Consider the following 23,099-nt stretch of genomic DNA (forward strand, 5'->3'; position numbering starts at 1 on the left):
AGCCGACGTCTCAGCCGCGCCACTCCGCCGGGACAGCTCACCCGGGGTGGCTCGTCCTGCTCAGCCGAGCCGCCGCGGACCGGTATCGAAACGACTCGGCTCCGGGCCGATACGACCGCGCGCATAGAGGATCTCCGCCGAGGTCGGCGAGGCCAGCACCGGGTCGAAGGACAGTTCCCGCATCTCCGGCAGATCGTCGAACAGGGCCGAAATGCGCTGGGCCAACTCGGCCAACGCTGCTTTGTCCACTCGCGGGCTCGCAGGAGTGCCCGACAGCAGAGGTGCGGCCCGCGGCGCGTCGATCAGGGCAGTGGCTTCGTCGGCGGTCAACGGCAGCGCCCGATAGGCGCGGTCGCCGAGCAATTCGATGATCAGGCCGGACAGGCCGAACTCGATCACCGAGCCGAACGAGGGATCGTCCTGCACGCGCAGAATGCAGCCGACTCCCTTCGTCGCCATCTTCTGGATGTGCAGTACGGGATCACCGCACAACTCCGCCAGATCCGCGTATCCCTGCCGCACCGCTTCCGGTCGCCACAGATCGAGCCGGACGCCCGTGAGATCCGGCCTGCGCCGCCACAATTCACCGGTCGCCTTGGCCGCCACCGGATAGCCGAGTTCCTCGGCGGCCGCCACCGCCTCCTCGGCGCTGCGTACCTCACGGAATTGCACAACCGAAATGCCGTAGCAGGCCAGCAGTTCCACCGTCTCCAGATCGGTGAGCCACCGACCGCCCGACCCGGCCATCCAGTCGGCCACCAATCGGCGCGCGCGGTCGGTGTCGATACCCTGCGGCTGCACCACCGGCGACACGGGCCTGGTCCGCCACTCAGCGTATCGCCGCACCCGCGCCAGGGCCCGCGCGGCGCGCTCGGGATCGGGATACGACGGGATCGACCCGTGCGCCGCCGTCGCGCCCGGACCGCGCACCGCGAGCAGGTTCGGGATTCCTTGCTCGGCGACGAACGTCGTGAGAATCGGTTTGCCCGACTCGGGCACCGCGGCCGCCGCCGCCCGGATCGCGTCGGCGAAACCGGCGGTCGGCAGTGGCACCGGGGGCGCGAAAACCACGATCACGGAGTCTGTCTCATTCGACCGCAGGGCCGCGACCAGTGCGTCCAGGTACGCGCCCGGCGTCGCCTGCGGGCCGAGGTTGACCGGCTCGCCGACCTGCAGGCCCTCGCCCCGCGCCGCGTCGACGGCCAGCCAGTTGAGCGCCGTGCTGTTGCCGACGACCGCGAGACGCGAGCCGCGCGGCAGCGGCTGATAGCCCAGCAGCGCGGCGCAGTCGAACAATTCGGAGATCGAGTCGACCTGGACGATGCCCGCTTGCGCGAACAGATCCCGCACGATCGAACGGTCCATGACCCCCGCGGGCTGCGCGACCGAACGGCCGCTGCTCACGGCGACGATCGGTTTGGTGCGGGCCACCCGGCGCGCGATCCGGGAGAACTTGCGCGGATTGCCGAAGCTCTCCAGATACAGCAGCACCACATCGGTGGCCGGGTCGCTGTCCCAGTACTGCAGTAGGTCGTTGCCCGAGACGTCGGCGCGGTTGCCCGCCGATACGAACGTCGACAAACCGAGATTGCGCGCCGCCGCCTCGCCCAGGATGGCCGCGCCCAAGGGCCCGGACTGGCAGAAGAATCCGATCCGTCCGCGCCCGGGCAACACCGTGGCGAGGGTCGCGTTCATGCCGATCGCCGGGTCGGTGTTCGCGATGCCGAGGGCGCTCGGCCCGACCACGCGCATGCCGTGACCGCGGGCCGCGGCCACGAGTTCGCGTTCGGCTGCCAGACCCCCTTCGCCGGTCTCGGCGAAGCCCGCGGTCAGCACCACGAGACCCTTGACCCCCTTGGCCATGCAGTCGTCGAGCACCGATCCGATCGCCGCGGGCGGCACCGCGACCACGGCGAGATCGACCTCGTCGGGGATTTCCCGGACCGTGGCGTACGCCCGCACCCCGCGCACCGATCTGCGGTTCGGGTTCACCGGGAACACCGGTCCTTGGAACACACCCGACAGCAGATTCGCCAGCACCGCACCGCCGACTCGCCCAGGCGCGGGGGTTGCCCCGATCACGGCGATCGACCGTGGCGCGAGCAGATTGCCCACGCTACGGGCCTCCGAAGCGCGTTCGCGCGAATCGCGTACCGAGAGCAGCGCTTCGCTGGGGTCGATGGCGAACTCGAGGTGCAGGACCGACCCGTCCCTGCTGCGCTCGACCTGGTAGCCCGCGTCGCGGAAAACCGTCACCATCACGGTGTTCTCGGCGAGCACCTCGGCGACGAAGGTCTCGATCTTGTTCTCGGCGGCGGCACCCGCCAGATGCTCCAGCAGGATCGAGCCCAACCCGCGTCCCTGATGCCCGTCGGCGACCACGAACGCGACTTCCGCCGCCCGCGGCCCGTCCCGTTCCAGCAGCTCGTAGCGGCCCACCGCGACGATCGCCTCGCCCAGTTCGAGAACCAGCCCGACCCGGTCGTGATAGTCGACATGCGTGGTGCGGTACAGGTCTCTCGGCGAGATTCGCGGGTACGGGCCGAAATACCGCAGGTACCTGGTGCGATCCGACAGTGCGCCGTGGAACTCCTGCAGCCGCTCGGCGTCGCCGGGAGTGATCGGGCGCAGTCGGACGACGCCGCCGTCGGAGGCCAGCACGTCGGCGAACCAGTGCTGCGGCGGCGGGGGCGGGGTGGCGGGAGTGTCCGAGGTATCGGGGAAATCAGTCACGAGGGTCCTCCGGGTCCAGACCTAGCAACCCGAAAGTCGCTCGGCGGGTGGCCAGCACGGCCATGTCGACGGCACGTTGGGCACGGTCGGCCCGCGCGTCACCGGTCTCACCGGTGCCGCCGGGGCCGTCCCACGGACGGTAGGCGACGTCGCCGCCGTCGCCCATGGTGCGCGGCGGCTCCGCTCGCGGCGCCGCCGCGCGGACCGAATTGATCCAGTCCTGCGGAATCGGCGTCGCCGGGTCGACGGTGCGGTCCAACGCGGTGGCCAGCAAGTGGGTCCACGCCCGCGGCACCACCCGGACCAGACCGTATCCACCGCCGCCGACGGCCAGCCATCGTCCTTCGGCATAGCGGTCGGCGAGTTCGCGCATGGCGCGGAAGGCCGCGCGCTGCCCGTCGACGGTGAGTTCCAAGTCGGCCAGAGGGTCTTCGCGATGCGTGTCCACACCGCACTGGCTGACCACGATCTGCGGACCGAACGCCGCCACCGCGCCGGGAACCACCGCGTGGAAACCACGCAGCCACTGTGCATCCCGCGTGCCGGGCAACAGCGGCAGATTGATCGAGGTGCCTTCCGCCGCACCCGCGCCGGTCTCCTCCGGCCAGCCGGTGTTGGGCCACAGGGTCGCCGGATGCTGGTGCAGCGAGATGGTCAGCACGCGGGGGTCGGCGTAGAAGGCCCGCTGCACGCCGTCGCCGTGGTGCACGTCCACGTCGATGTAGGCGATCCGGTCGAAACCGTGATCCAGCAGCCAGGAGATGGCCACCGCCGGGTCGTTGTACACGCAGAAACCGGCCGCCGAGTCGGGCATCGCGTGATGCATGCCACCGCCGATGCTCACCGCCCGTTTGGTTCGGCCCTCGGCGATCTCCCTGGCCGCGGCCAGGGTGCCGCCGACGATCGTGGACGCGGCCTCGTGCATACGGGGAAACACCGGATTGTCCGGGGAACCGAGCCCGTAGGGCGGCGCGGTCGGCGAACCGACCGGCGGCACGGCGCGTTCGACCGCGTCGAGGTAGTCGGGCGTGTGGATACGCAGCAGGTCCGGCCGTCCGGCGGTGGCGGGTTCGAGCAGCTCGACACCCTCGAGCAATCCGAGACTTCCGGCCAGCGCCATGGTGAACTTCAGGCGCGCCGGCTGCATCGGATGCTCCGGAGTCCAGGTGTAATCCAGGAACCGCTCGCTCCAGACGACGGTTCCGGACCGGCTCGTCCCGGGTGAGGTCGGCGCCTGAGGTTCGCCGCGCGGTGCAGTGGCCATGATCGCAACGCTAGCGGGAAGCAAGGAACCCCGCGAAACGTTCCTATGCAGTACAAATACAAGAAAGACGCTCATGGCCGCCTGCCGTGCGCCGATCGGGTTGCCGCAATGCCGCCGGAATGTCGTGCGCGGCGTGGAGCGACACGATCCGGCACACGGGGGTGCCGTCGTGCGTGGGTAGAATTCGTGCCGACGAAGGGGTAACAGGTGAAGGATCTGGTCGACACCACGGAGATGTATCTCCGTACCATCTACGACCTCGAGGAGGAGGGCGTGGTGCCCCTGCGCGCCCGGATCGCCGAGCGCCTCGAACAGAGTGGTCCCACCGTGAGCCAGACCGTCGCGCGGATGGAACGTGACGGTTTGCTGCTGGTTGCCGGGGACCGTCATCTCGAACTGACCGACAAGGGGCGCAGCATGGCCGTCGCGGTCATGCGCAAGCACCGGCTGGCCGAACGGCTGCTCGTCGACATCATCGGCCTCGACTGGCAGAACGTGCACGCGGAGGCCTGTCGCTGGGAGCATGTGATGAGCGAAGACGTCGAGCGCCGCCTGGTCGAGGTGCTCAACCACCCCACCACCTCCCCGTACGGCAACCCCATTCCCGGCCTGGACGAGCTGGGCATCATCCCGCCTGCCTCCGCCGAGGAGACGCTGCTGCGCCTGTCCGATCTGCCGCACGGCCAGCTGCACGCCGTCGTCGTGCGCAGGCTCGCCGAGCACATCCAGACCGACCCGGAGGTCATCGGCCGGCTGCGCGAGGCGGGCGTGGTCCCCGACGCGCGCGTCACGGTGGAGACGAAACAGGGGTCGGTGGTCATCACCGTGCCCGGCCACGACGGCTTCGAACTGCCCGACGAGATGGCGCACGCCGTCCAGGTGAAGCTGGCCTGAGGCGTGAAACTTCTCGTCACAGGTGGCGCGGGCTACGTCGGCGGCGTCTGCGCCCAGGTCCTGCTGGAAGCCGGCCACGACGTGGTCGTCGTCGATGATCTGTCCACCGGCAATGCCGACGGCGTCCCTTCCGCGGCCCGATTCGTCGAGGGTGACGTCGCGGTCGCCGCGCCCCGGCTGCTGACCGCCGAACCCTTCGACGGAGTCCTGCATTTCGCGGCGCAGTCGCTGGTCGGCGAGTCGGTGCAGCAGCCGGAGAAATACTGGCACGGCAATGTGGTGAAGACGTTCGAACTGCTGGAGGCGATGCGGCGCGCGGGAACGCCGCGGCTGGTCTTCTCCTCCACCGCGGCGGTCTACGGGGAACCGGAGCAGGTCCCGATCACCGAGGACGCTCCGACCCGCCCGACCAATCCGTACGGCGCGTCGAAGCTGGCGATCGACCACGCCATCACCTCCTACGCGGTCGCGCACGGGCTGGCGGCGACCAGCCTGCGGTACTTCAATGTGGCCGGCGCCTACGGTGGCCTCGGCGAGAACCGGGTGGTGGAAACGCATCTCATCCCCCTGGTGTTGCAGGTCGCGGCGGGGCATCGCAAGGCGATCTCGGTCTTCGGCACCGATTGGCCCACCCCCGACGGCACCGCGGTCCGCGATTACATCCACATCCGCGACCTCGCTCAGGCCCATCTGCTGGCTTTGGCGACCGCCGAAGCGGGGACCCATCGGATCTACAACCTCGGCAGCGGCACCGGATTCTCCGTTCGCGAGGTGATCTCGGCCTGCGAGCGCGTCACCGGCCTGCCGATCACCGCGCAGGACGCGCCCCGCCGCCCGGGCGACCCGGCGACGCTCATCGCGTCCAGCGAACGTGCCGTCACCGAGCTCGGCTGGCGTCCCGAACACAACGATCTCGACGAGATCGTCACCGACGCCTGGGCTTTCCTCCAGTCGCTCGGCCCCCGCGCGCACAGCGCGAAATAACCGCTCCCCCACCGCCCGGGCCGGGCCGGCGCCGACTCGGGCTGTCACGATCGTGGCACCATGCCCGAGCCCGGACCGCTGTGACGCCGCGCATGCGGACGAAGCACCGCGGAGTCGTCGGAACACTTCGGCACCCGGCTCGCCGGACTACGCATCGCGGACTCGTCGACCACAAGTGGGACAACGGGTTTCACGATGTCGGCGCGCCCAGGTCGATACCGAGACCGGCGGCGGTTCGGTAGCCACTGTGCGCGAGCCTGCGCAACTGTTCCGGGCGCATGCCCAGGCGCAGCGAGGTATCGAGCAGCATCGCCATCGGGTGTCCGGGGTCCGCCTCCAACGCTGCCTCCAACGCGATGCCCGCCAGCGGTCCGTCGCCACGGACGTAGGCGCTGTAGCCGAGCAGAGCGGCGGCCTCGGCGCGATCGGCGCCGGACAGCGAGCGGGTCAGCGCGGCCCACACCGCCTCGGCCGCGTCGGCGTTGTCACCGACGGCCAAGGCGAACATCGAATCCCGCACCGCCCTGTCGCGCAGGGCTGCCGCTATTTTCGCGAGCTCGGGCGCCATCAGCGCGGCGCCCGAGGCGGTGTTGGCGATCTGCCACAGCACATGGTCGAGCGCTTGCCTGCTGTATCCGATCGGATCGCCGCGACGCGCGGCCCGCGCATAGCGTTCACGGGCGCGGGCGAGCGCGTCCGGTAGATGCGCGGCCACTTCGGCATGGGCGAGCGGGTCCCGCGCGACCAGTGCGGTGAGTTCGGAACGCGAACCGCGGATCGGCCTGCCGTCCAGCACGTGGGTCAGCGTCACCAGCGAGGCCGCCGGATCCCGGAGCACCCCGCGCCGCTGCGGCCCCGCCAACGTCCACCAGCGCTGCCCGGCGGCGATCGCACGCACCGCCCACACTCCGCCGAGCGAGATGTCGCACGCCGCCAACCTCCTGCCGAGCGAGCCGACCAGCACGTCGAATCGTCCGGTCGCGCAGCCGGGCCGGTCGGCGCCCGCCTCCGGTTCCACGGCGCGTTCGTCCACGACGACGGCCAGGACCTCGGCCGCCTCGTCGTGCGCGCAGATCCGCGCGATCGCCGCCGCCAATGTCGCGCCCCGTACCCGCCGCCCGCTGGGCGAGTCCAGATCGAACCGCACCACCGCGTCGACTATCGCACCACCCGCCGTCCCGTGCCGGAGGACGAGCACGACCACCGATCGTTCCGGGGTGAAGCCCAGCATGGCGGGCACCCCGGCGATCAACTCCGCCGGGTCGTCCACGCACACAACGTGATCGGGCGTATCCCGGAACGGCGGAGGTTCATCACGGCATCGGGCATCGCCGGCCGCGCCACCGGGGTCCCCTGCGCTTGTTCCGCTCTGCGCGGTATGCGAATAGGAGTGCGGCGTAACCATGGTGGCGGGAGAGACGCACACCTCGGCCTCGGAAGAAACGATGGAGGGCGACGAACGGTGACTGCCGGTTCCCGGCCGGAAGGTGTCGTCCTTGCCCGCATAGCCGGCATCGGCATGTTCGGGAGCGGGAAACGGGGTCGCGGAATTGGTCATGCTTCGACCATGCGGCCCGGCTTTATCCGGCCCGCGCCGCCGACCTGGCGATTCCGCCGCCCTGGGGATTCGCTTCACACTGTGCACGACTCGACCGGCACGACGGATGTATCGGAATTCGTGTGGGTGGTGCCTGCTACGGTGCCGGCTCTGCCCGCTATCTCTCGCGTACTTTGCGCACCGCGGTGGCGAACAGCGCATCCAATGCCGCGGTATCCGGTTGGTCATCGGCGAAGGACATATACGTCACCGAGACACGCACATCTCCGGTCTGCGCGACGTGGGTGCGCATGGACTGGATCATCCGGGTGCCTCCCGCCTCCGGCCGCACGGTCCTGCGCAGCGAAAGGGCGTCGTCGGCGTCGATCGGCGGTGGCCAAGCCTGCTCGGTCGTCACCGTTGTGGCGGCGCCCGCTCGCTGCACCCGCACCGATCCGCACTGCTCCAGCCGGGCGCGCACGGCCGCCAACGGTTCGCCGGTGCGCGTCAATTCGACGGTCAGCGTGGCACGCGTGGCGTCGTCCGTGCCGACCGCCATGGCGGTGTGCTCCGGGCCGAAGTCCTGATTCGGCGGCGCACAGCGGCTGGGCTGGACATTCGCACCGCGGCCCATGCCGTCCAGATCGCCCGCCGCCTGGGCCACGGCTTCCTGCGGCAGCACCACCGCCGTATAGGGCGGGGGGAACTGGTTCGCATCCGGCAACAGCGTCGGTAGTTCGGCGCTCACGTGCCGGGTCACGGTGGCGGGCACCGACGAGACCGGGCGCCCCGGTACCGTCGACCCGCATCCTGCGAGCAGCACCGCGCAGACGACGGGCGCCACCCAGCCCGGCCGCATGCGCCTCGAATCCGCCACGGTCACACCCCCACTGTGCCAAACTCCTGGTGTCCAGCCGGCGATGCCACGCCGCCGGGCCGGGAATGCGCGAGCCACCGATGCTGTTGCCTCGGAGTACGGGTCGGTGTCCGGCCGTGCGCGATGACCGCCACGACATGGGGGACAATGGACAGCGGTCCCCGGTCCGGACGACTGCTCGTCTCGCACCACCAGCAAGGGTGGCGAACGATCGGGCAGGCAACCACACTGGCGCGTGAGGTACGCGTCCGGGCCGCAGGAGCCGCGCAGGAAGGAGTACGCGATGGACTACGAGTCGCGAATGTACGAACTGGAGTTCCCCGCTCCGCAGCTGTCGTCCGCCGACGGCGCGGGCCCGGTCCTGGTGCACGGGCTGGAGGGTTTCACCGACGCCGGGCACGCGGTACGGCTGGCGACCACGCACCTGCGCGAGAGCCTCGAAAGCGAACTGGTCGCCTCGTTCGACGTGGACGAGTTGCTGGACTACCGGTCGCGCCGTCCGCTCATGACGTTCAAGACCGATCATTTCTCCGATTACGCCGAGCCGGAACTCAACCTCTGGGCTCTGCGGGACACCGCGGGCACCCCGTTCCTGTTGCTCGCGGGCCTGGAACCGGACCTACGCTGGGAGAAGTTCACCACCGCGGTGCGACTGCTCGCCGAACAGCTCGGCGTGCGCCGCAGCATCGGTCTCAGCGCCATCCCGATGGCCATTCCGCACACCCGCCCACTCGGTGTGACCGCGCATTCCTCCGATCGCGACCTGATCTCCGACCACCAGCGGTGGCCCGGCGAGTTGCAGGTGCCGGGCAGCGCGTCGTCGCTGCTGGAATTCCGGATGGCGCAGCACGGGCACGAGTCGGTCGGCTTCTCCGTGCACGTGCCGCACTACCTGGCGCAGACCGCCTACCCGGAGGCCGCGCAGACGCTGCTGGAGAACGTCGCCGACAACGCTGGCCTGGAATTCCCGCTGGCCGCGCTGGGCGAGGCCGCCGCACGGGTGCGTGAACAGGTCAACGAGCACATCGCGGGCAACGCCGAGGTGGAGACGGTGGTGCACGCCCTGGAACGGCAGTACGACAGCTTCGTCACCGCGCAGGAGCGGCAGTCGAGCCTGCTGGTCGGCGACGGCGAGTTGCCGAGCGGCGACGAACTGGGCGCGGAGTTCGAGCGGTTCCTCGCCGAGCAGAGCCGCGACAAGGGCGAGGACGAGGGCGAGCAGGACTGAGCCGCGCGGCAGCCGAGTCCCTGTCGCCCCTGCACGGCCGCCCGCCGGCGAGGCCGTAGGGTGGTCGGAGTGGATCTGACCGAACTGCTCGACATCCCGGGGACCGACGCCGACGCGCTCTACGAGTCGTTCGGGACGTGGGCCGCCGAGCAGGGCACCCCGCTCTACCCGGCGCAGGACGAGGCGCTGCTCGAGCTGGCATCCGGATCCAACGTCATCCTCGCCACCCCAACCGGATCCGGGAAATCGCTCGTCGCGGTCGGCGCGCATCTCTTCGCCCTCACCCAGGGGCTGCGCACCTACTACACCGCCCCGATCAAGGCTCTGGTGAGCGAGAAATTCTTCGCTCTCTGCGAGGTGTTCGGCGCCGAACGCGTCGGCATGGTCACCGGCGACGCCGCGGTGAATCCGGAGGCGCCGATCATCTGCGCGACCGCGGAGATCCTGGCCAACCTGGCGCTGCGCGAGGGCGCGGACGCCGCCGTCGGCCAAGTCGTGATGGACGAGTTCCACTTCTATTCCGACCCCGACCGGGGGTGGGCCTGGCAGGTTCCGTTGCTGGAACTGCCCCGCGCTCAATTCCTGCTCATGTCGGCCACGCTCGGCGAGGTCGACTTCTTCGCCCGCGACCTGGAGCGCCGGACCGGCCGCTCCACCGCGATCGTCGCGGGTACCGAGCGGCCGGTGCCGCTGAGATTCTCCTACGCCCGCACCCCGATCACCGAGACCCTCGAGGAACTCGTCACCACCCACCAGGCTCCGGTGTACGTCGTGCACTTCACCCAGGCCGCCGCGCTGGAGCGCGCTCAGGCGCTGACCAGCGTGAATTTCGCGACGCGCGCCGAGAAGGACGCGATCGCCGGCGCGCTGGGCGAGTTCCGGTTCGCCGCGGGCTTCGGCAAGACCCTGTCGCGGCTGATCCGGCACGGCATCGGCGTGCATCACGCAGGCATGCTGCCGAAGTACCGGCGCCTGGTGGAACGTCTCGCCCAGGACGGTCTGCTGAAGGTGGTGTGCGGCACCGACACCCTCGGCGTCGGCATCAACGTGCCCATCCGCACGGTGCTGCTCACCGGGCTGACCAAGTTCGACGGCGTACGCACCCGCAGGCTCAAGGCACGGGAGTTCCATCAGATCGCGGGCCGTGCGGGCCGGGCCGGTTACGACACCATGGGCACCGTGGTCGTGCAGGCACCCGAACACGAGGTGGAGAACACCCGGCTGCTGGCCAAGGCGGGCGACGATCCCAAGAAACAGCGCAAGGTACAGCGGCGCAAACCGCCGGAAGGCTTCGTGTCCTGGAGCGAGGAGACCTTCGACCGCTTGGTTGCCGCGCAGCCCGAGCCGATGGTGTCGCGTTTCACGGTGACCAACGCCATGCTGCTGAACGTGATCGCCAGGCCGGGCAACTGCTTCACCGCCATGCGTCACCTGCTCGAGGACAACCACGAGCCGCGTCCCGCCCAGCGCAGGCACATCCTGCGCGCCATCCGGCTGTATCGCGCGCTGCGCGACGCCGGGGTGGTGCAGCAACTGCCGGAACCGGATGCCCACGGCCGCCGCGCCCGCCTGACCGTCGACCTGCAGCGCGATTTCGCCCTCGACCAGCCGCTGTCGCCGTTCGCGCTGGCCGCGCTGGACCTGCTGGACAAACAGTCTCCGAGTTATACCCTCGACGTGGTGTCGCTCATCGAATCCACCTTGGAGGATCCGCGCCAGCTGCTGATGGCCCAGCAGCACAAGGCTCGCGGCGAGGCCATCGCGGAGATGAAGGCCGACGGCATCGACTACGACGAGCGGATGGAACTGCTCGAAGAGGTGACCTGGCCCAAACCGCTGGCCGAGCTGATCGAACCGGCGTACGAGACCTATCGCGCAGGCCACCCGTGGGTGTCGGAATTCGCGCCCGCACCCAAGTCGGTGGTGCGCGACATGATCGAACGCGCCATGACCTTCGCGGAGCTGATCTCCTTCTACGAGCTGGCCCGCTCCGAGGGCGTGGTGCTGCGCTACCTCGCCGACGCCTACCGCGCGCTGCGGCGCACCGTGCCGGAGTCGGCACGCACCGAGGAACTCGACGACATCACCGAATGGCTCGGAGAGCTTGTGCGCCAAGTGGATTCGAGTCTGCTCGACGAGTGGGAGCAACTGACCAACCCGGGTGCGGAGACCGACGCCGACCAGCTCGCCTTCGGCGCGGAAACGGTGCGCCCGATCACCGCCAACGAGCGCGCCTTCCGGGTCATGGTCCGTAACGCGATGTTCCGCCGCGTCGAACTGGCCGCGTTGCGACGCTGGGACGACCTGGCCGAACTGAGCCCCGGACCGGATTGGGCCGAGGCGCTCGCGGACTACTACGCGGAGTACGAGCGGATCGGCACGGGCCCCGACGCCCGAGGTCCGCAACTGTTCCAGGTGGAACGAAGACCCGGATTCTGGCAGGTGCGCCAGGTGCTGGACGACCCGGCGGGCGAGCACGGCTGGTCGATCGACGCGGTGGTCGATCTCGCCGAGTCCGACGCCGCGGGCGAAGTCGTCTTCGATGACGTCACCGTGTCCGCCGGCTGAGCCCGCATCACCCATCGGCCCCATGTCCACGCAGGTCAGCAGCTCCGTCGCGCCAGGAGGACGGAGGTGCGCGACCATGTGGCGAACCCAGGTTTCGACGGATTCGTTTCTGGGTAAGGGCCGCTGATACTCTCTCCCCCGCTGCCCAAGCGAAAGATCAACTATGCCCGAATCGCCCTACCTTGTCATCCATCCCGAGCGTGTCCGCCAGAATTTCCGCGCGCTCGACGCCGCCCTGTCCGCGGACACGGGCGCCGCGACGAGGATCCGTTTCGCCGTGAAGGCGAGCCCGGTGCCGGCGATCGTGCGCCTGCTCGATGAGGAAGGCGCGGAATTCGATGTCGCCAGTATCGGCGAGATCGACCTCTGCCTCGGGCTGGGGGTGGCGCCGCAGCGGCTGTGCTACGGCAATCCGATCAAGAAGGCCGCGCATATCGCCCGGGCCTACGCCTCGGGCGTGCGCCGCTTCGCCTTCGACACCGAGGACGACCTGCTGCGCATAGCCGAGCACGCGCCCGGCTCCGAGGTGGAGTGCCGGTTCCTCGCCTCGGCGCCGGAGTCGCGCACACCGTTCGGCACGAAGTTCGGGTGCAGCCCGGGTGAGGCGTTGCGGCTGCTGGTCCGGGCCCGCGACCTCGGGCTCGTGGTCGCGGGGCCGTACTTCCACGTCGGCTCCCAGCAACTGGACCCCGCCGCCTGGCGGATCGGCATCGAGCAGGCGGGCCGGATCGCCGAGGCGCTGGCCGACAAGGACATCGCGGTCGGTTCGGTGAACATCGGCGGCGGGTTGCCGATTTCCTACGCCGACCCCGCGCCCGGGCTGGGCGAGATCGCCGCTGTGGTCAAGCACGCCGCAGCCGAATTCCTTTCCGGGGATACCGGATTGGTCGTCGAACCGGGCCGGGCACTGGTCGGTTCGGCGGGCACGATTCACGCCGAGGTCGTCGGCGTCCGCACCGCGCCGGACGGACGGCGCTGGGTGTATCTCGACATCGGCCGCTACAACGGAATGGCCGAGACGGAGAACGAGTACATCGCCTACCGGTTCGTCACCGACCGGGACGGCGACCCCGTCGACGAGGCGGTGGTGGCCGGTCCGACCTGCGACGGCGACGATGTACTGTATCAACGCACGCGAGTCCTCCTACCGACCACGTTGCGAGCCGGTGATCGCGTTCGAATCCTCGACACCGGTGCCTATACCGCGAGCTATTCGTCGGTGTCATTCAATGGTTTTCCGCCCTTGACCGTTCATGTCTCGGGCGCTGAGCGAGAGTGAGTTTGCCCATGACGGCGGAATTCACCGGTTGGCATGTGCTGGCCGAGTTCGGTGGTGTCGACGCAGACCTCTGCGACGATCTCGAACGACTCGAATCGGCGTTGCGTGAGTCTCTGATCGCGGCGGGCGTCACCATCTGCGATGTCGTACACAAGAAGTTCGAACCGCAGGGGGTGACCGTCCTCGCGCTGTTGTCGGAGTCCCACGCCTCGATTCACACTTATCCGGAGTCCGGCGACATCTTCGTCGACGTGTTCACCTGCGGCAGCATCGGCGCCGGCGCGTCGAAAGCGGTCGAGCTACTGCGGGACGCGTTGGCTCCCAAGGATGTTCGCATGCAGGTCATCCGCAGGGGACACGGCAGCCAGCGGATCGAGGAACCGGTGGGCGCGGGCCTGACCCGCATCTGGGACCTGCACGAGGTGATCGTCGACACGCACACCCCGTTCCAGCACATGGTCATCGCGCGGACCGAGCAGGGCATCAGCCTGTTCTCCGACGACGACCGGCAGTCCACCGAGTTCTCCCAGCTCACCTACCACGAGGCGATGATGGTCCCCGCCTTCGTGCTGGCCGAGAAGCTGGACAAAGTGCTGATCATCGGCTCCGGCGAGGGTGTCGCCAGTCAGATGTCGGTCGCCGCGGGCGCCACCCACGTCGACCACGTCGATATCGACCAGCTCGAGGTGGAGCTGTGCGCCCGGCACCTGCCCTACGGCTACTCCAGCGACGAGCTGGCCGCCGCCGTCGAGGGCGATGGACCGATCAAGGTGCATTACGCCGACGGCTGGGACTTCCTGGCCACGGCCGCGCAGGCGGGCACCCGCTACGACGTCATCGTGATCGACCTGCCGGACGAGCGCGTCGAGGACGCGCAGCACAACCGGCTCTACGAGGCGGAGTTCCTGTCCCGATGTCGTGCGCTGCTCGCGCCCGGCGGGGTGCTGTGCGCACAGGCCGGCTGCGCGACCATGTGGCGCAACGAGACGCTGAAGCGGTCCTGGGAGCGTTTCCACGAGCAGTTCGGCACCGTCGTGCACTACGGCAGCGACGAGCACGAGTGGTCGTTCCTGTTCGGGCTGGTGGACACGGTCGACGATCCGGTCGGCGGGATGACCGATCGTCTGGCGCGGTTGCCCTACCGGCCCGAGACCATCGACGCGCGGGCGCTGGTGCGCGGCGCGATCGAACCGCACGCGCTGCGGGTCTAGGCCGAGGTACCCGAATGCGCCGGTCCCGATCGAGACCGGCGCATTCGGCGTTCGGTAGCGAAAGTTGGCACCGCAGTTCTCCTCCATCGAGCTGTAGAGGCCGTATCGAGATCTCGCGCGGCAGAGGGGAACGTAACGGTTCCGGTGCGACTTCCTGGTGACGAGTTCGGGTGCCATCGCTCGCACGCGGCCTGATGAACGCCCGAACCACCTGTTCGGCAGGGAATTCGTGGTTCAGGAGCGCTGCTGCTCGCGCCACCGCTCTACATCGACCCCGCCGACACCCCAATTCGACAGGGAGACTTCATCGATCACGACGTAGGTGCTCGCGGGCGCCTTGCCGAGCACGTCGTACAGCAGATCGGTGACGCCCTCGATCAGCCGCGCCTTCTGTTTGCGGGTCACGCCTTCGTCGGTGACCTTGATGTTCACGTACGGCATTTCAGGCCGCCCTTCCAGCGATGAACCCGCCGTCGACGGGGAGGATATGTCCGGTCGTGAATTCCGCATCGGCGAGATACAGCACAGCGGCCGTCGTTTCGGCGACTTCGCCGATGCGGTTGAGCAGTGCGAGCCCGGCGGAGGCCGGTTCGTCGCCGTCGCCGAACAGCGGCGTGCGGATGATGCCGGGGGCGACCGCGTTGACCCGGATGCCGTCGGCGGCGAGTTCGGCGGCCAGGCTGGTGGTCAGCGCGTGCACGCCGCCCTTGCTGACCAAAGCAGCCGTAGCGGGCAGCCCGGCGAGGGCATGGTCGATCAGAACGGTGCCGATATTGACGATGCTGCCGCCTCTCGCTTGCGTCAGGAATCGCCGCACCACGGCCTGCGTGGTGAAGTAGGTGCCTTTGAGGTTTCCGTTCAGATAGCCGTCCAGGTCTGCCTCGGTGACCTCGACGAACGGTTTGGCTCCGAAGATGCCCGCGTTGTTGACCAGCACGTCCACGCCGCCGAAACGCTCGACGGCGACGCCGACCAGGGTCTCTCCGGTAGCGGCCGCGCCGATATCGCCCGCCACCGTGGCCACTCGCTCCGGCGCGCCGAGCGCGGCGGCCACCTCCATCAGCTTCGCCTCGTCTCGCCCGTTGAGCACGACGTTGTCGCCGCGTTCCACGAATGCCCGTGCGATATCGCGGCCGATCCCACTGGAGGAACCGGTCACGATGACCGTCTTCGCCATCGCTTGTCCTTTCATATATACGACCGGTCGTCTTCGAATGATGGACCGAAGACCCCGGATCGGTGTGACGCTCTGATCAGGGCAGGAAGTAGTCGCCCAGCAGGCGATCCAGGCACTTGCGCAGTGGGCCGAGGGTGCGATCGATCTTCATCCTGATCACCGCCCCCTCCCAGGATTCGAGCAGCAGATCCGCCAGTTCGCCCGCCTCGATGTCGGCGCGGATCATGCCCAGGCGTTGCCCTTGCGCGAGTTGCTCGGCGATACGGTCGCGCCACGCGGCCCATGCCTTCGACAGCGCTTCCCGCAGCAGCTCACTGCCTTCCAGTTCACCGCCCAGGTTCGCGAGGAGGCAGCCGCCGGTGAAATCGGACGCGACGAAGTCGTCCATCAGCCGCCCGAAGAACGCCCGCAAACCGCTCACCGGGTCCGGCGCGCCGGCGAACGCCTCGGTCAGGTTGCGTTGGACACAGAGGGAGTGATGCTCGATGATCGCGCGCCCGAAACTCTCCTTGCTGTCGAAGTAGTTGTAGAACGAACCCTTCGGCACCCCGACCCGGTCGAGGATCTGTTTGATCCCGGTGCCGTGATAGCCGCTGGTCAGGAAACCCGCGGCACCCTCTTCGACCAGAAGCCGCCGAGTGTCTTCGCTGCGCCGAGGTCGTGCCATGCGTTGAATATACGACCGGTCGTCTTGGAATGGCAAGAGACAGCGGCCGTGCGCCTCACGCCGAGGGCCCCGGCCATCCCGGCCCGGCCGGATCCGGGAAACTCGCCGGGTCTCGGCGCCACCGCGCGGAGCGAGCGGCGAAATGCGCGAGATGCTCGGCGGCGAACCGCTCCCGCTGCCAGTCCGCCGGATCCGCCGCCACCGTCCAGACATAGGTCCACACCGGAACTTTCCGGTGCTCGACGCGCACTCGGCGCAGGTCGTACTCGTCGTCCTCGAACGCGTCGAGGATCGTCCACTCCGCCGCGGTGAGACCGCTCAGCACCGCACCGCGGGTGCGTCCGAGGGGTGCGGCGACCAGCCCCGGGTAGATCCGCCGCGGCAGCGCGGCGGCGCGCCAACCGGTCAGCTCGGCCGGTTCGCTCGGCGGGACTCGTCCGAGCAGCGTCTTCAGCACTTCGGGAAACTGCAGCGTGCCGTAGACGAACAGCGCGTCATCCCGTCCGGACAGGCGGCCCAGCCGCCCGTCGCCCCACGCCGCCGATGCCACTTCACACCTCCTCTCACCCGGCTCGACGCGCTCCCACGGACGGCGCGGCTACATCGGCCGCTGAGCGCGGACGATGGCGGCCAGATATTCGTAATCATCGGCCCGAGCAGTGGAAGTACGGAAGACCAGGCCGATGGTACGGCCGGGGGCGGGGGCGCCGAAGTGCGCGACATCCAATGTGCCGCGCGCGGTTTCCGCCGCGACGGCCATCTGCGGGATCAGCGTCACGCCGAGTCCACCGGCGACGCACTGCACCACCGTGGACAGGGACGCGGCCCGGGTATCACCGACGGCGGCAGGGTGCACGTCGGCCGAGCGGCAGGCCTCCAATGTCTGGTCGCGCAGGCAGTGCCCCTCGTCAAGCAACAGCAGCGGCTGGGCGTCCAGCACCTCCGCCGCGAGATCGGTGCGCCCGGCCAGCTCGTGACCGCGCGGCGTGACCAGCACGAATTCCTCGGTGTAGAGCGGGATCTCGACCAGGCCCGGCATCTCGGTGGGCACCGCCAGCAGCGCGACGTCCAGCACACCGGTGCGCAGGCCGTCCAGCAACCGGGCGGTCTGATCCTCGACGATCTGCGGACGCAGCTCGGGTAGCCGCTTGCGCAGTTCCGGCAGCAACCCGGGCAGCACATAAGGGGCGACCGTCGGGATGATGCCCATCCGCAGCGTGCCGCCGAGTCCGTCGCCGGTGGCCGAGGCGACGAAGCGGTCGGCGGCCTCCAGCGTCGCCATCGCCTTGGGCAGCAAGCGCATCCCCGCGGCGGTCACCAGCACCCGGCGGGTGCTCCGTTCGATCAACTGGAGCCCGAGCCCATGTTCCAGAGCGGCGAGCGCCTGCGATAACGTGGGCTGACTCACACCGAGGCGCGCGGCCGCGGTGCCGAAATGGCGGTATTCCGCGATCGCCACGAACGCACGCAGCTGTGACAGGGTGGGCTGATAAGTCTGATCAGTCACGCCTATCAGTGTAGTGCGACTGATCACCTTTACCTTTTACGCGCCCTTGGGCAAGATCGCCGGTGAGCTTTTCCACCGGCGGTGTGAGTGCCGGGCCCGAGGCGGTGGCTCGTGTAACCGCAACGGCCCCGCAATACCGCAGAACACAGTTGGCAACCAACCTGACGAGGAGACGAGCATGGCCCTGCTGACCATCGGCGACCAATTCCCGGCATACAACCTCACCGCGGTCATCGGCGGTGATCTGTCGAAGGTCGACGCTCAGCAGCCTGACGACTACTTCACCCGGATCACCAGCGACGACCACGCGGGCAAGTGGCGGATCGTCTTCTTCTGGCCCAAGGACTTCACCTTCGTGTGCCCGACCGAGATCGCCGCGTTCGGCAAGCTCAACGACGAATTCGAGGACCGGGACGCGCAGGTGCTCGGCGCCTCGGTGGACAACGAGTTCGTGCACTTCCAGTGGCGCGCTCAGCACGAGGATCTCAAGACCCTCCCCTTCCCCATGCTCTCGGACCTCAAGCGTGAACTGGCCACCGCCACCGGCGTGCTCAACGCCGACGGCGTCGCCGACCGCGCCACCTTCATCATCGACCCGAACAACGAGATCCAGTTCGTCTCCGTCACCGCGGGTTCCGTGGGCCGCAACGTCGACGAGGTGCTGCGCGTGCTGGACGCTCTGCAGTCCGACGAGCTGTGCGCCTGCAACTGGAAGAAGGGCGATCCGACCATCAACGCCGGTGAACTTCTGGCCGCCAGCGTCTGAAATACCCCTTCGCACCCGGGATTTCGGGTACGCCCGCCCACATCACCGAGAAACGACCCGGTCCCCGTACGGGGCCGCATCGAGTAGAGGAATCGCCGAATGAGCATTGAGAACCTGAAGAACTCCCTTCCCGAGTACGCCAAGGACCTCAAGCTCAACTTGTCATCCATCGCGCGCACCACCGTGCTGAACGAGCAGCAGCTGTGGGGCACCCTGCTGGCGTCGGCGGCCGCGACCCGGTCGACGACCACGCTGCGCGAGATCGCCGAGGAAGCCGCCGACGTGCTGTCGGCGGAGGCGTACAACGCCGCACTCGGCGCCGCCTCGATCATGGGGATGAACAACGTGTTCTACCGGGGCAAGGCGTTCCTCGGCGGCCGCTACGACGACCTGCGGGCAGGACTGCGCATGCAGATCATCGGTGCGCCCGGCGTCGACAAGGCCGACTTCGAACTCTGGTCGTTCGCGGTCTCCTCGATCAACGGTTGCGCGCACTGCCTCGAGGCGCACGAGCACACTCTGCGCGAAGCGGGCGTCTCGCGCGAGGTGATCTTCGAATCGCTGCGCGCCGCCGCCATCGTGGCCGGTGTCGGCCAGGCGGTGCAATCGACCGAGTCGCTCAGCACGGCCGCGATCTGATTTCGCTCGAAAAGAGGTCCCTGTCCTGCGACGGGGGCCTCTTTCGCGTTCCCGATGTGGTCCGGCCGACAGCCTCCCGCGGGGGCACACGGGTAGGCTCGTCGACCATGAGCACACAGGTTGATGTGGTGCGAGTGTTCACCGACGCGGCCGGGCGCTTCGGCAACGAGCTTGGTATCGCGCGGGCGGCCGACGTGGCCGCGGCCGATCGGCAGGCGCTGGCGGCCAAAGCCGGCTACAGCGAGACCGTGGTGGTCGAGGAGCCGGTCGACGGCACGGTCGCGGTGCGGATCTACACCCCCACGGTGGAGCTCCCGTTCGCGGGACACCCCTCGGTGGGGACCGCGTGGTGGTTCGCGTCCCAGGGCATCCCCGTGCGGACCCTGGCTGTGCCCGCGGGCCCGGTGGCGGTGGAACTCACCGAGGGATTGACCTGGATCACCGCTCGCGGCGAGTGGGCTCCCCCGTTCACCTTCCATCAGCTGGAGGACGCCGAGGTGCTGGCCACCCTGCGCCCGGAGGAGTTTCCCGGCGGCCCGCACTACCTGTGGGCATGGACCGACGAACATCGCGCCGTCCTGCGCTCGCGTATGTTCGCGCCGACCATGGGGATCTCCGAGGACGAGGCGACCGGAGCGGCGGCCGTCGCGTTGACGGCGTTGCTGCGCAAAGGCCTGATCATCACCCAGGGCAAAGGCTCGCAATTGTTCACCCGGTGGGACTCCGACGGCTGGGTGCACCTGGGTGGCCGAGTCGTCGGCGACCAACCGGTGGAGATCTAGATCCCACTCAGGGCAGCGTGACGCCCACGATCGGGTCGCCGCTCGGTACGTCGGAACCACCGTCGGGTTCGACGCTCACCGCGAGGATCTCGCCGGAGCGGAAGCCGGTGACGAACGGCCGATCGGTCGAGGGCAGGTCGCTCAGCACCCCGGCCGAGCGGGCTTGCCCATCGGAGCCGACCAACCACATCTGATACACCCGGCCCGAAGGCGGCGGCGCGACCCGGTCGAACACGACGACCGCACGCCCGAGTTCGGGCGAGGCGTCGACGACGAGCACACCGCCACCGGCGAACGAGCCGTTCACCGTCCGCACACCCGGGTGCACCTGTACCTGGTCGGCGGCGGCCGGATCGGACGGCGAGCCGATGAACTGCGCGGTCAGCATGCTTGCACCGAACACCAGGCTCGCGACGGCCGCGATCGGCACCGCCCAGCGCAGCGGCCGCCGCCGCCACGCGGAGAGACGCGTGGTGGAGGGCCCGGGGGGCTCGTCGGGCAGCGCGGCCAGGATGCGGCGCTCCAGCTCCGGCGGCGGCGCGAACTCGTCGAGCACGGCGAGCCGCCCCATGACGTCGCGCACCTGCCAGACGGTGTCGGAGAATGCCCGCCGCACGTCCGGGTCCGCGGCCGCGAGGCGGGCATCGATATGCCTGCGCTCGATATCGGCGACCGCGTCCAGCGCGCACGGGTAGGCGAGGTCGATGAGGTCGGCCTCCGACCGTGGCGAGGCGTCAACCATCGGTGCGTTCCCCGGACAAACACTTCTCCAATCTCTTCAGCCCGTCGCGGATGCGGGTCTTGATCGTGGGCAACGGCACCGAGAGGTGATCGGCGACCTCCCGATACGTCCACCCGCTGTAATACGCCAGCGCGATCGCCTCACGCTGGGTGGGAGTCAGGTTCTGCAAGCAGCCTGCCACCTGTTGCTCTTCGATGCGCTGGGTGACCGATTCCGCGACGACGTCGTGGTCGCGGCCCAGATGCTCGTGCGCGTAGACCAGGTCCCGGCTGGTGGCCGAACTCTCCGCGCGGACCCGATCCACCGCTCGGCGATGAGCCAGCATCATCAGCCAGCCGACCGGACTGGCCAGCGAGGCGTCGTAGCGGTCGGCCATCGACCACACCTGCAGGTAGACCTCCTGGGTAACCTCCTCGGCGGCGGCGTGACTGCGCAGGATCCGCACGGTCAGCCCGAACACCCGCGGGCTGGTGACCTGATAGAACTCGGTGAACGCGGCACGATCGCCGGTGCCGGTAGCGGCGAGCAGCGCCGCGAGCTCACGGTTCGCCCGGGTGGCCTCGGATCGGTCGTAACCGGTCGGCAGCGGGCACGCGAACTCCGGCCCATCGGCATCCTCTTTCGCGTGGGCCGCGGCGCCCGATCGGTGGGGTGAAGCAGAACCGTGTTCGTTGCTCATCGCCGAATCCCGTGCCTGCATGCACAGGGGTTCGGTATGCGGGTGGACCCGGATTGGTCGCGGTCACCGAATGATCACGGCCACCAGCATGTAAGCGGTGCCGGCGTCCATCACCACGTGCGGCACCGCCGCCCACGGTTTCGCGGGTCCGGTGAGGGCGGCGACGCAACCGCCGGAACGCGCGAGCAACCTCAGCGGGCCCGACGGCCGCGCATGCGCCCAGCCGATGCAGGCGGCGACCGCGACCAGGAGTGCGTCGAGGAGGAACAGCGCGGCAAGACCGAGCGCGGGCCCCACGGCCGGGCCGCCCGCGTGGCCGGAGGCGGTGTGCCCGGACATCGCGTAGAGCATCGCCGCGGCGGCGGCGATGTGGTAGCCGAGCGGGACCAAGCGGTCGATCGGCAGCGCCCGCCCCTGGGTGGCGTGCTCGGCGGCGCGCAGCATCAACAGCCCGGCGAAGACCACGGCCATCGCCGTCAGCACGCCGCGCAACGCGTGCGGGCTCGCGCCCGAGGGGAACACCAGCATGCCGAGCATGACCAGGCACATCACCAGATGGGCCGCGTCGGACTCGGAATGCCCGGCTGCGGCATCCCGGGCGGAGGAAGAATCCGGCGACGCGTCGACGGGATCGGCGGACGGCACCGCAGGCGCCGCCACCCGCGACAGCACGATCACCGCGGCGACCACGAACGCCGCCACCGCCGCCCACCGCAACGCGGCATACTCCTGCACGAACTCCGCCACACCCCACCACCTCTCAGCACGGCGACCACGGTCGTCGCCCTCCCATGCTCGCATCCCGAAGGGGTGGAGGTGCCCCGTTTCGATTCGCCCCCCTCGCTGACGGCCGCCGCTGCGGCAATCGACCAGTATTCCGCACCGAGAGCGATACTTCCGGCAGCGCCCGGCCGAGACAGCATGGGCCGCAGTCCGTTACGGCGACGAGATGAGGCGATCACTTCGAGGCACGGCCCGGTGGACGTTCCTGAGGAGGCTCGCATGCACCACGACCGGGGCAGCGCGAGCGTGCCCGGCCACCCGCGAGGATGGACTCATGTACGACCAGACCGATCAGTGCGCTGCCACGATCGGGCGCGATGGTTTGCGCATCGTCGTCGACGACCCGACCGGCTCGGCGATCGCGGCGCTACTCACCGAGCATCTCGCCGACATGGCCGCCCACTCGCCGATCGAGAGCGTGCACGCGTTGGACATCACGGCACTGCGTCATCCGGATATCACGTTCTGGACCGGGTGGGACGGTGCGGCCCTGGCCGGGTGCGCCGCGCTGAAGCACCTCGACGACGGCCACGCCGAGATCAAGTCCATGCGCACCGCGTCGACCCATCGAGGTCGCGGCATCGCTACCACCTTGCTGCGCCATGTCATCACCGAGGCCACCGCGCGCCGCTACCGGCGTCTCAGCCTCGAAACAGGCGCGCGGGACTTCTTCCGGCCCGCCCGCCGCCTGTACACCGCCCACGGCTTCGGCCACTGCCCGCCGTTCGGCGACTACCGTCCCGATCCGCACAGCGTCTTCATGACCCGCGCGCTCTGAGATC

At 69.2% G+C, this 23,099-nt stretch carries 22 protein-coding genes; 10 read left to right on the top strand and 12 right to left on the bottom strand.

Annotated features, from left to right (window positions below):
* Positions 1 to 60: 60 nt before the first annotated feature.
* Entirely contained in the window at positions 61 to 2,733 is a 2,673-nt protein-coding gene (locus tag ON29_RS18435; RefSeq protein WP_040867845.1) for a bifunctional acetate--CoA ligase family protein/GNAT family N-acetyltransferase, read from the bottom strand.
* Positions 2,726 to 3,997 carry an acetoin utilization protein AcuC gene (locus tag ON29_RS18440; RefSeq protein ID WP_040867847.1) on the bottom strand — a complete coding sequence of 424 codons (1,272 nt, stop codon included), beginning with the start codon at positions 3,995 to 3,997 and terminating at the stop codon, positions 2,726 to 2,728. Before ON29_RS18440 ends, ON29_RS18435 begins: the two co-directional genes overlap by 8 nt.
* A gap of 207 nt (positions 3,998 to 4,204) precedes the next feature.
* On the opposite strand from ON29_RS18440, the gene ON29_RS18445 reads away from it, so the two are divergent.
* Both ON29_RS18445 and galE read left to right on the top strand, forming a co-directional pair.
* Complete coding sequence (locus ON29_RS18445; RefSeq protein WP_040867849.1) at positions 4,205 to 4,891, top strand: iron-dependent transcriptional repressor DtxR; 687 nt, start codon at positions 4,205 to 4,207, stop codon at positions 4,889 to 4,891.
* Between the two features lie 3 nt (positions 4,892 to 4,894).
* Positions 4,895 to 5,875: a UDP-glucose 4-epimerase GalE gene (galE, locus tag ON29_RS18450; RefSeq protein ID WP_040867851.1), complete on the top strand. Its 981-nt coding sequence runs from the start codon at positions 4,895 to 4,897 to the stop codon at positions 5,873 to 5,875.
* Between the two features lie 190 nt (positions 5,876 to 6,065).
* Here galE and ON29_RS18455 read toward each other — a convergent pair whose 3' ends face one another.
* Both ON29_RS18455 and ON29_RS18460 read right to left on the bottom strand, forming a co-directional pair.
* On the bottom strand, positions 6,066 to 7,145 hold the full coding sequence (locus ON29_RS18455) for a DUF4192 domain-containing protein (protein WP_051175347.1): 1,080 nt from the start codon (positions 7,143 to 7,145) through the stop codon (positions 6,066 to 6,068).
* Positions 7,146 to 7,590: 445 nt separating this feature from the next.
* The gene (locus ON29_RS18460) at positions 7,591 to 8,295 is read right to left on the bottom strand and encodes a DUF5642 family protein (protein ID WP_245549008.1); all 705 of its coding nucleotides are present in this window, start codon (positions 8,293 to 8,295) and stop codon (positions 7,591 to 7,593) included.
* A gap of 277 nt (positions 8,296 to 8,572) precedes the next feature.
* Here ON29_RS18460 and ON29_RS18465 point away from each other — a divergent pair, with 277 nt between their 5' ends.
* From ON29_RS18465 to speD, 4 genes are all read left to right on the top strand, one after another.
* Positions 8,573 to 9,517, top strand: coding sequence for a PAC2 family protein (locus ON29_RS18465; RefSeq protein WP_040867985.1), 945 nt, complete (start codon positions 8,573 to 8,575; stop codon positions 9,515 to 9,517).
* 69 nt (positions 9,518 to 9,586) lie between these two features.
* Positions 9,587 to 12,085 carry a DEAD/DEAH box helicase gene (locus ON29_RS18470; protein WP_040867856.1) on the top strand — a complete coding sequence of 833 codons (2,499 nt, stop codon included), beginning with the start codon at positions 9,587 to 9,589 and terminating at the stop codon, positions 12,083 to 12,085.
* 163 nt (positions 12,086 to 12,248) lie between these two features.
* The gene (locus ON29_RS18475; RefSeq protein ID WP_040867857.1) at positions 12,249 to 13,364 is read left to right on the top strand and encodes a type III PLP-dependent enzyme; all 1,116 of its coding nucleotides are present in this window, start codon (positions 12,249 to 12,251) and stop codon (positions 13,362 to 13,364) included.
* Between the two features lie 8 nt (positions 13,365 to 13,372).
* Positions 13,373 to 14,575 carry an adenosylmethionine decarboxylase gene (gene speD, locus ON29_RS18480; protein WP_040867858.1) on the top strand — a complete coding sequence of 401 codons (1,203 nt, stop codon included), beginning with the start codon at positions 13,373 to 13,375 and terminating at the stop codon, positions 14,573 to 14,575.
* A gap of 234 nt (positions 14,576 to 14,809) precedes the next feature.
* Here the strand turns inward: speD and ON29_RS18485 are convergent, their stop codons facing one another.
* The 5 genes from ON29_RS18485 to ON29_RS18505 form a co-directional block, all read right to left on the bottom strand.
* On the bottom strand, positions 14,810 to 15,016 hold the full coding sequence (locus tag ON29_RS18485; protein ID WP_040867860.1) for a tautomerase family protein: 207 nt from the start codon (positions 15,014 to 15,016) through the stop codon (positions 14,810 to 14,812).
* 1 nt (position 15,017) lies between these two features.
* Entirely contained in the window at positions 15,018 to 15,752 is a 735-nt protein-coding gene (locus ON29_RS18490) for an SDR family NAD(P)-dependent oxidoreductase (RefSeq protein ID WP_040867861.1), read from the bottom strand.
* Positions 15,753 to 15,828: 76 nt separating this feature from the next.
* On the bottom strand, positions 15,829 to 16,419 hold the full coding sequence (locus ON29_RS18495) for a TetR/AcrR family transcriptional regulator (RefSeq protein WP_040867863.1): 591 nt from the start codon (positions 16,417 to 16,419) through the stop codon (positions 15,829 to 15,831).
* A gap of 55 nt (positions 16,420 to 16,474) precedes the next feature.
* Complete coding sequence (locus tag ON29_RS18500) at positions 16,475 to 16,969, bottom strand: gamma-glutamylcyclotransferase family protein (protein WP_217999211.1); 495 nt, start codon at positions 16,967 to 16,969, stop codon at positions 16,475 to 16,477.
* Between the two features lie 48 nt (positions 16,970 to 17,017).
* Positions 17,018 to 17,926, bottom strand: coding sequence for a hydrogen peroxide-inducible genes activator (locus ON29_RS18505; RefSeq protein ID WP_040867865.1), 909 nt, complete (start codon positions 17,924 to 17,926; stop codon positions 17,018 to 17,020).
* A 178-nt stretch (positions 17,927 to 18,104) separates the two neighbouring features.
* Between ON29_RS18505 and ON29_RS18510 the strand changes: the two genes are divergently transcribed.
* The 3 genes from ON29_RS18510 (at position 18,105) to ON29_RS18520 (ending at position 20,113) form a co-directional block, all read left to right on the top strand.
* Complete coding sequence (locus ON29_RS18510; RefSeq protein ID WP_040867866.1) at positions 18,105 to 18,692, top strand: peroxiredoxin; 588 nt, start codon at positions 18,105 to 18,107, stop codon at positions 18,690 to 18,692.
* 99 nt (positions 18,693 to 18,791) lie between these two features.
* Complete coding sequence (gene ahpD / locus ON29_RS18515) at positions 18,792 to 19,331, top strand: alkylhydroperoxidase, AhpD family (RefSeq protein ID WP_040867868.1); 540 nt, start codon at positions 18,792 to 18,794, stop codon at positions 19,329 to 19,331.
* Positions 19,332 to 19,438: 107 nt separating this feature from the next.
* Positions 19,439 to 20,113 (top strand): PhzF family phenazine biosynthesis protein, encoded by a 675-nt coding sequence (locus tag ON29_RS18520; protein WP_040867870.1) that lies wholly within the window; start codon positions 19,439 to 19,441, stop codon positions 20,111 to 20,113.
* A 7-nt stretch (positions 20,114 to 20,120) separates the two neighbouring features.
* Here ON29_RS18520 and ON29_RS18525 read toward each other — a convergent pair whose 3' ends face one another.
* The 3 genes from ON29_RS18525 to ON29_RS18535 all read right to left on the bottom strand — a co-directional run bounded on the left by ON29_RS18525 (position 20,121) and on the right by ON29_RS18535 (position 22,281).
* A complete protein-coding gene (locus ON29_RS18525; protein ID WP_040867872.1) occupies positions 20,121 to 20,855 on the bottom strand; it encodes an anti-sigma factor in 735 nt (244 codons plus the stop codon).
* Complete coding sequence (sigK, locus tag ON29_RS18530; RefSeq protein ID WP_245549009.1) at positions 20,848 to 21,534, bottom strand: ECF RNA polymerase sigma factor SigK; 687 nt, start codon at positions 21,532 to 21,534, stop codon at positions 20,848 to 20,850. Before sigK ends, ON29_RS18525 begins: the two co-directional genes overlap by 8 nt.
* A gap of 63 nt (positions 21,535 to 21,597) precedes the next feature.
* Entirely contained in the window at positions 21,598 to 22,281 is a 684-nt protein-coding gene (locus tag ON29_RS18535; RefSeq protein WP_040867875.1) for a DUF5134 domain-containing protein, read from the bottom strand.
* Positions 22,282 to 22,591: 310 nt separating this feature from the next.
* On the opposite strand from ON29_RS18535, the gene ON29_RS18540 reads away from it, so the two are divergent.
* Positions 22,592 to 23,095: a GNAT family N-acetyltransferase gene (locus tag ON29_RS18540; protein ID WP_051175348.1), complete on the top strand. Its 504-nt coding sequence runs from the start codon at positions 22,592 to 22,594 to the stop codon at positions 23,093 to 23,095.
* The last annotated feature ends 4 nt before the right edge of the window (positions 23,096 to 23,099 follow it).

Origin of the sequence: Nocardia exalbida NBRC 100660 (assembly GCF_000308575.1) — a bacterium.
Classification (GTDB): Bacteria; Actinomycetota; Actinomycetes; order Mycobacteriales; family Mycobacteriaceae; genus Nocardia; species Nocardia exalbida.

Bases quoted from the DNA above. Each gene is read 5' to 3' on its own strand.
- sigK (WP_245549009.1), bottom strand. From the start codon at position 21,534: ATGAGCAACGAACACGGTTCTGCTTCACCCCACCGATCGGGCGCCGCG.
- ahpD (WP_040867868.1), top strand. From the start codon at position 18,792: ATGAGCATTGAGAACCTGAAGAACTCCCTTCCCGAGTACGCCAAGGAC.
- speD (WP_040867858.1), top strand. From the start codon at position 13,373: ATGACGGCGGAATTCACCGGTTGGCATGTGCTGGCCGAGTTCGGTGGT.
- ON29_RS18495 (WP_040867863.1), bottom strand. From the start codon at position 16,419: ATGGCACGACCTCGGCGCAGCGAAGACACTCGGCGGCTTCTGGTCGAA.
- ON29_RS18475 (WP_040867857.1), top strand. From the start codon at position 12,249: ATGCCCGAATCGCCCTACCTTGTCATCCATCCCGAGCGTGTCCGCCAG.
- ON29_RS18520 (WP_040867870.1), top strand. From the start codon at position 19,439: ATGAGCACACAGGTTGATGTGGTGCGAGTGTTCACCGACGCGGCCGGG.
- ON29_RS18510 (WP_040867866.1), top strand. From the start codon at position 18,105: ATGGCCCTGCTGACCATCGGCGACCAATTCCCGGCATACAACCTCACC.
- ON29_RS18490 (WP_040867861.1), bottom strand. From the start codon at position 15,752: ATGGCGAAGACGGTCATCGTGACCGGTTCCTCCAGTGGGATCGGCCGC.
- ON29_RS18465 (WP_040867985.1), top strand. From the start codon at position 8,573: ATGGACTACGAGTCGCGAATGTACGAACTGGAGTTCCCCGCTCCGCAG.
- ON29_RS18440 (WP_040867847.1), bottom strand. From the start codon at position 3,997: ATGGCCACTGCACCGCGCGGCGAACCTCAGGCGCCGACCTCACCCGGG.
- ON29_RS18525 (WP_040867872.1), bottom strand. From the start codon at position 20,855: ATGGTTGACGCCTCGCCACGGTCGGAGGCCGACCTCATCGACCTCGCC.
- ON29_RS18485 (WP_040867860.1), bottom strand. From the start codon at position 15,016: ATGCCGTACGTGAACATCAAGGTCACCGACGAAGGCGTGACCCGCAAA.
- ON29_RS18540 (WP_051175348.1), top strand. From the start codon at position 22,592: ATGTACGACCAGACCGATCAGTGCGCTGCCACGATCGGGCGCGATGGT.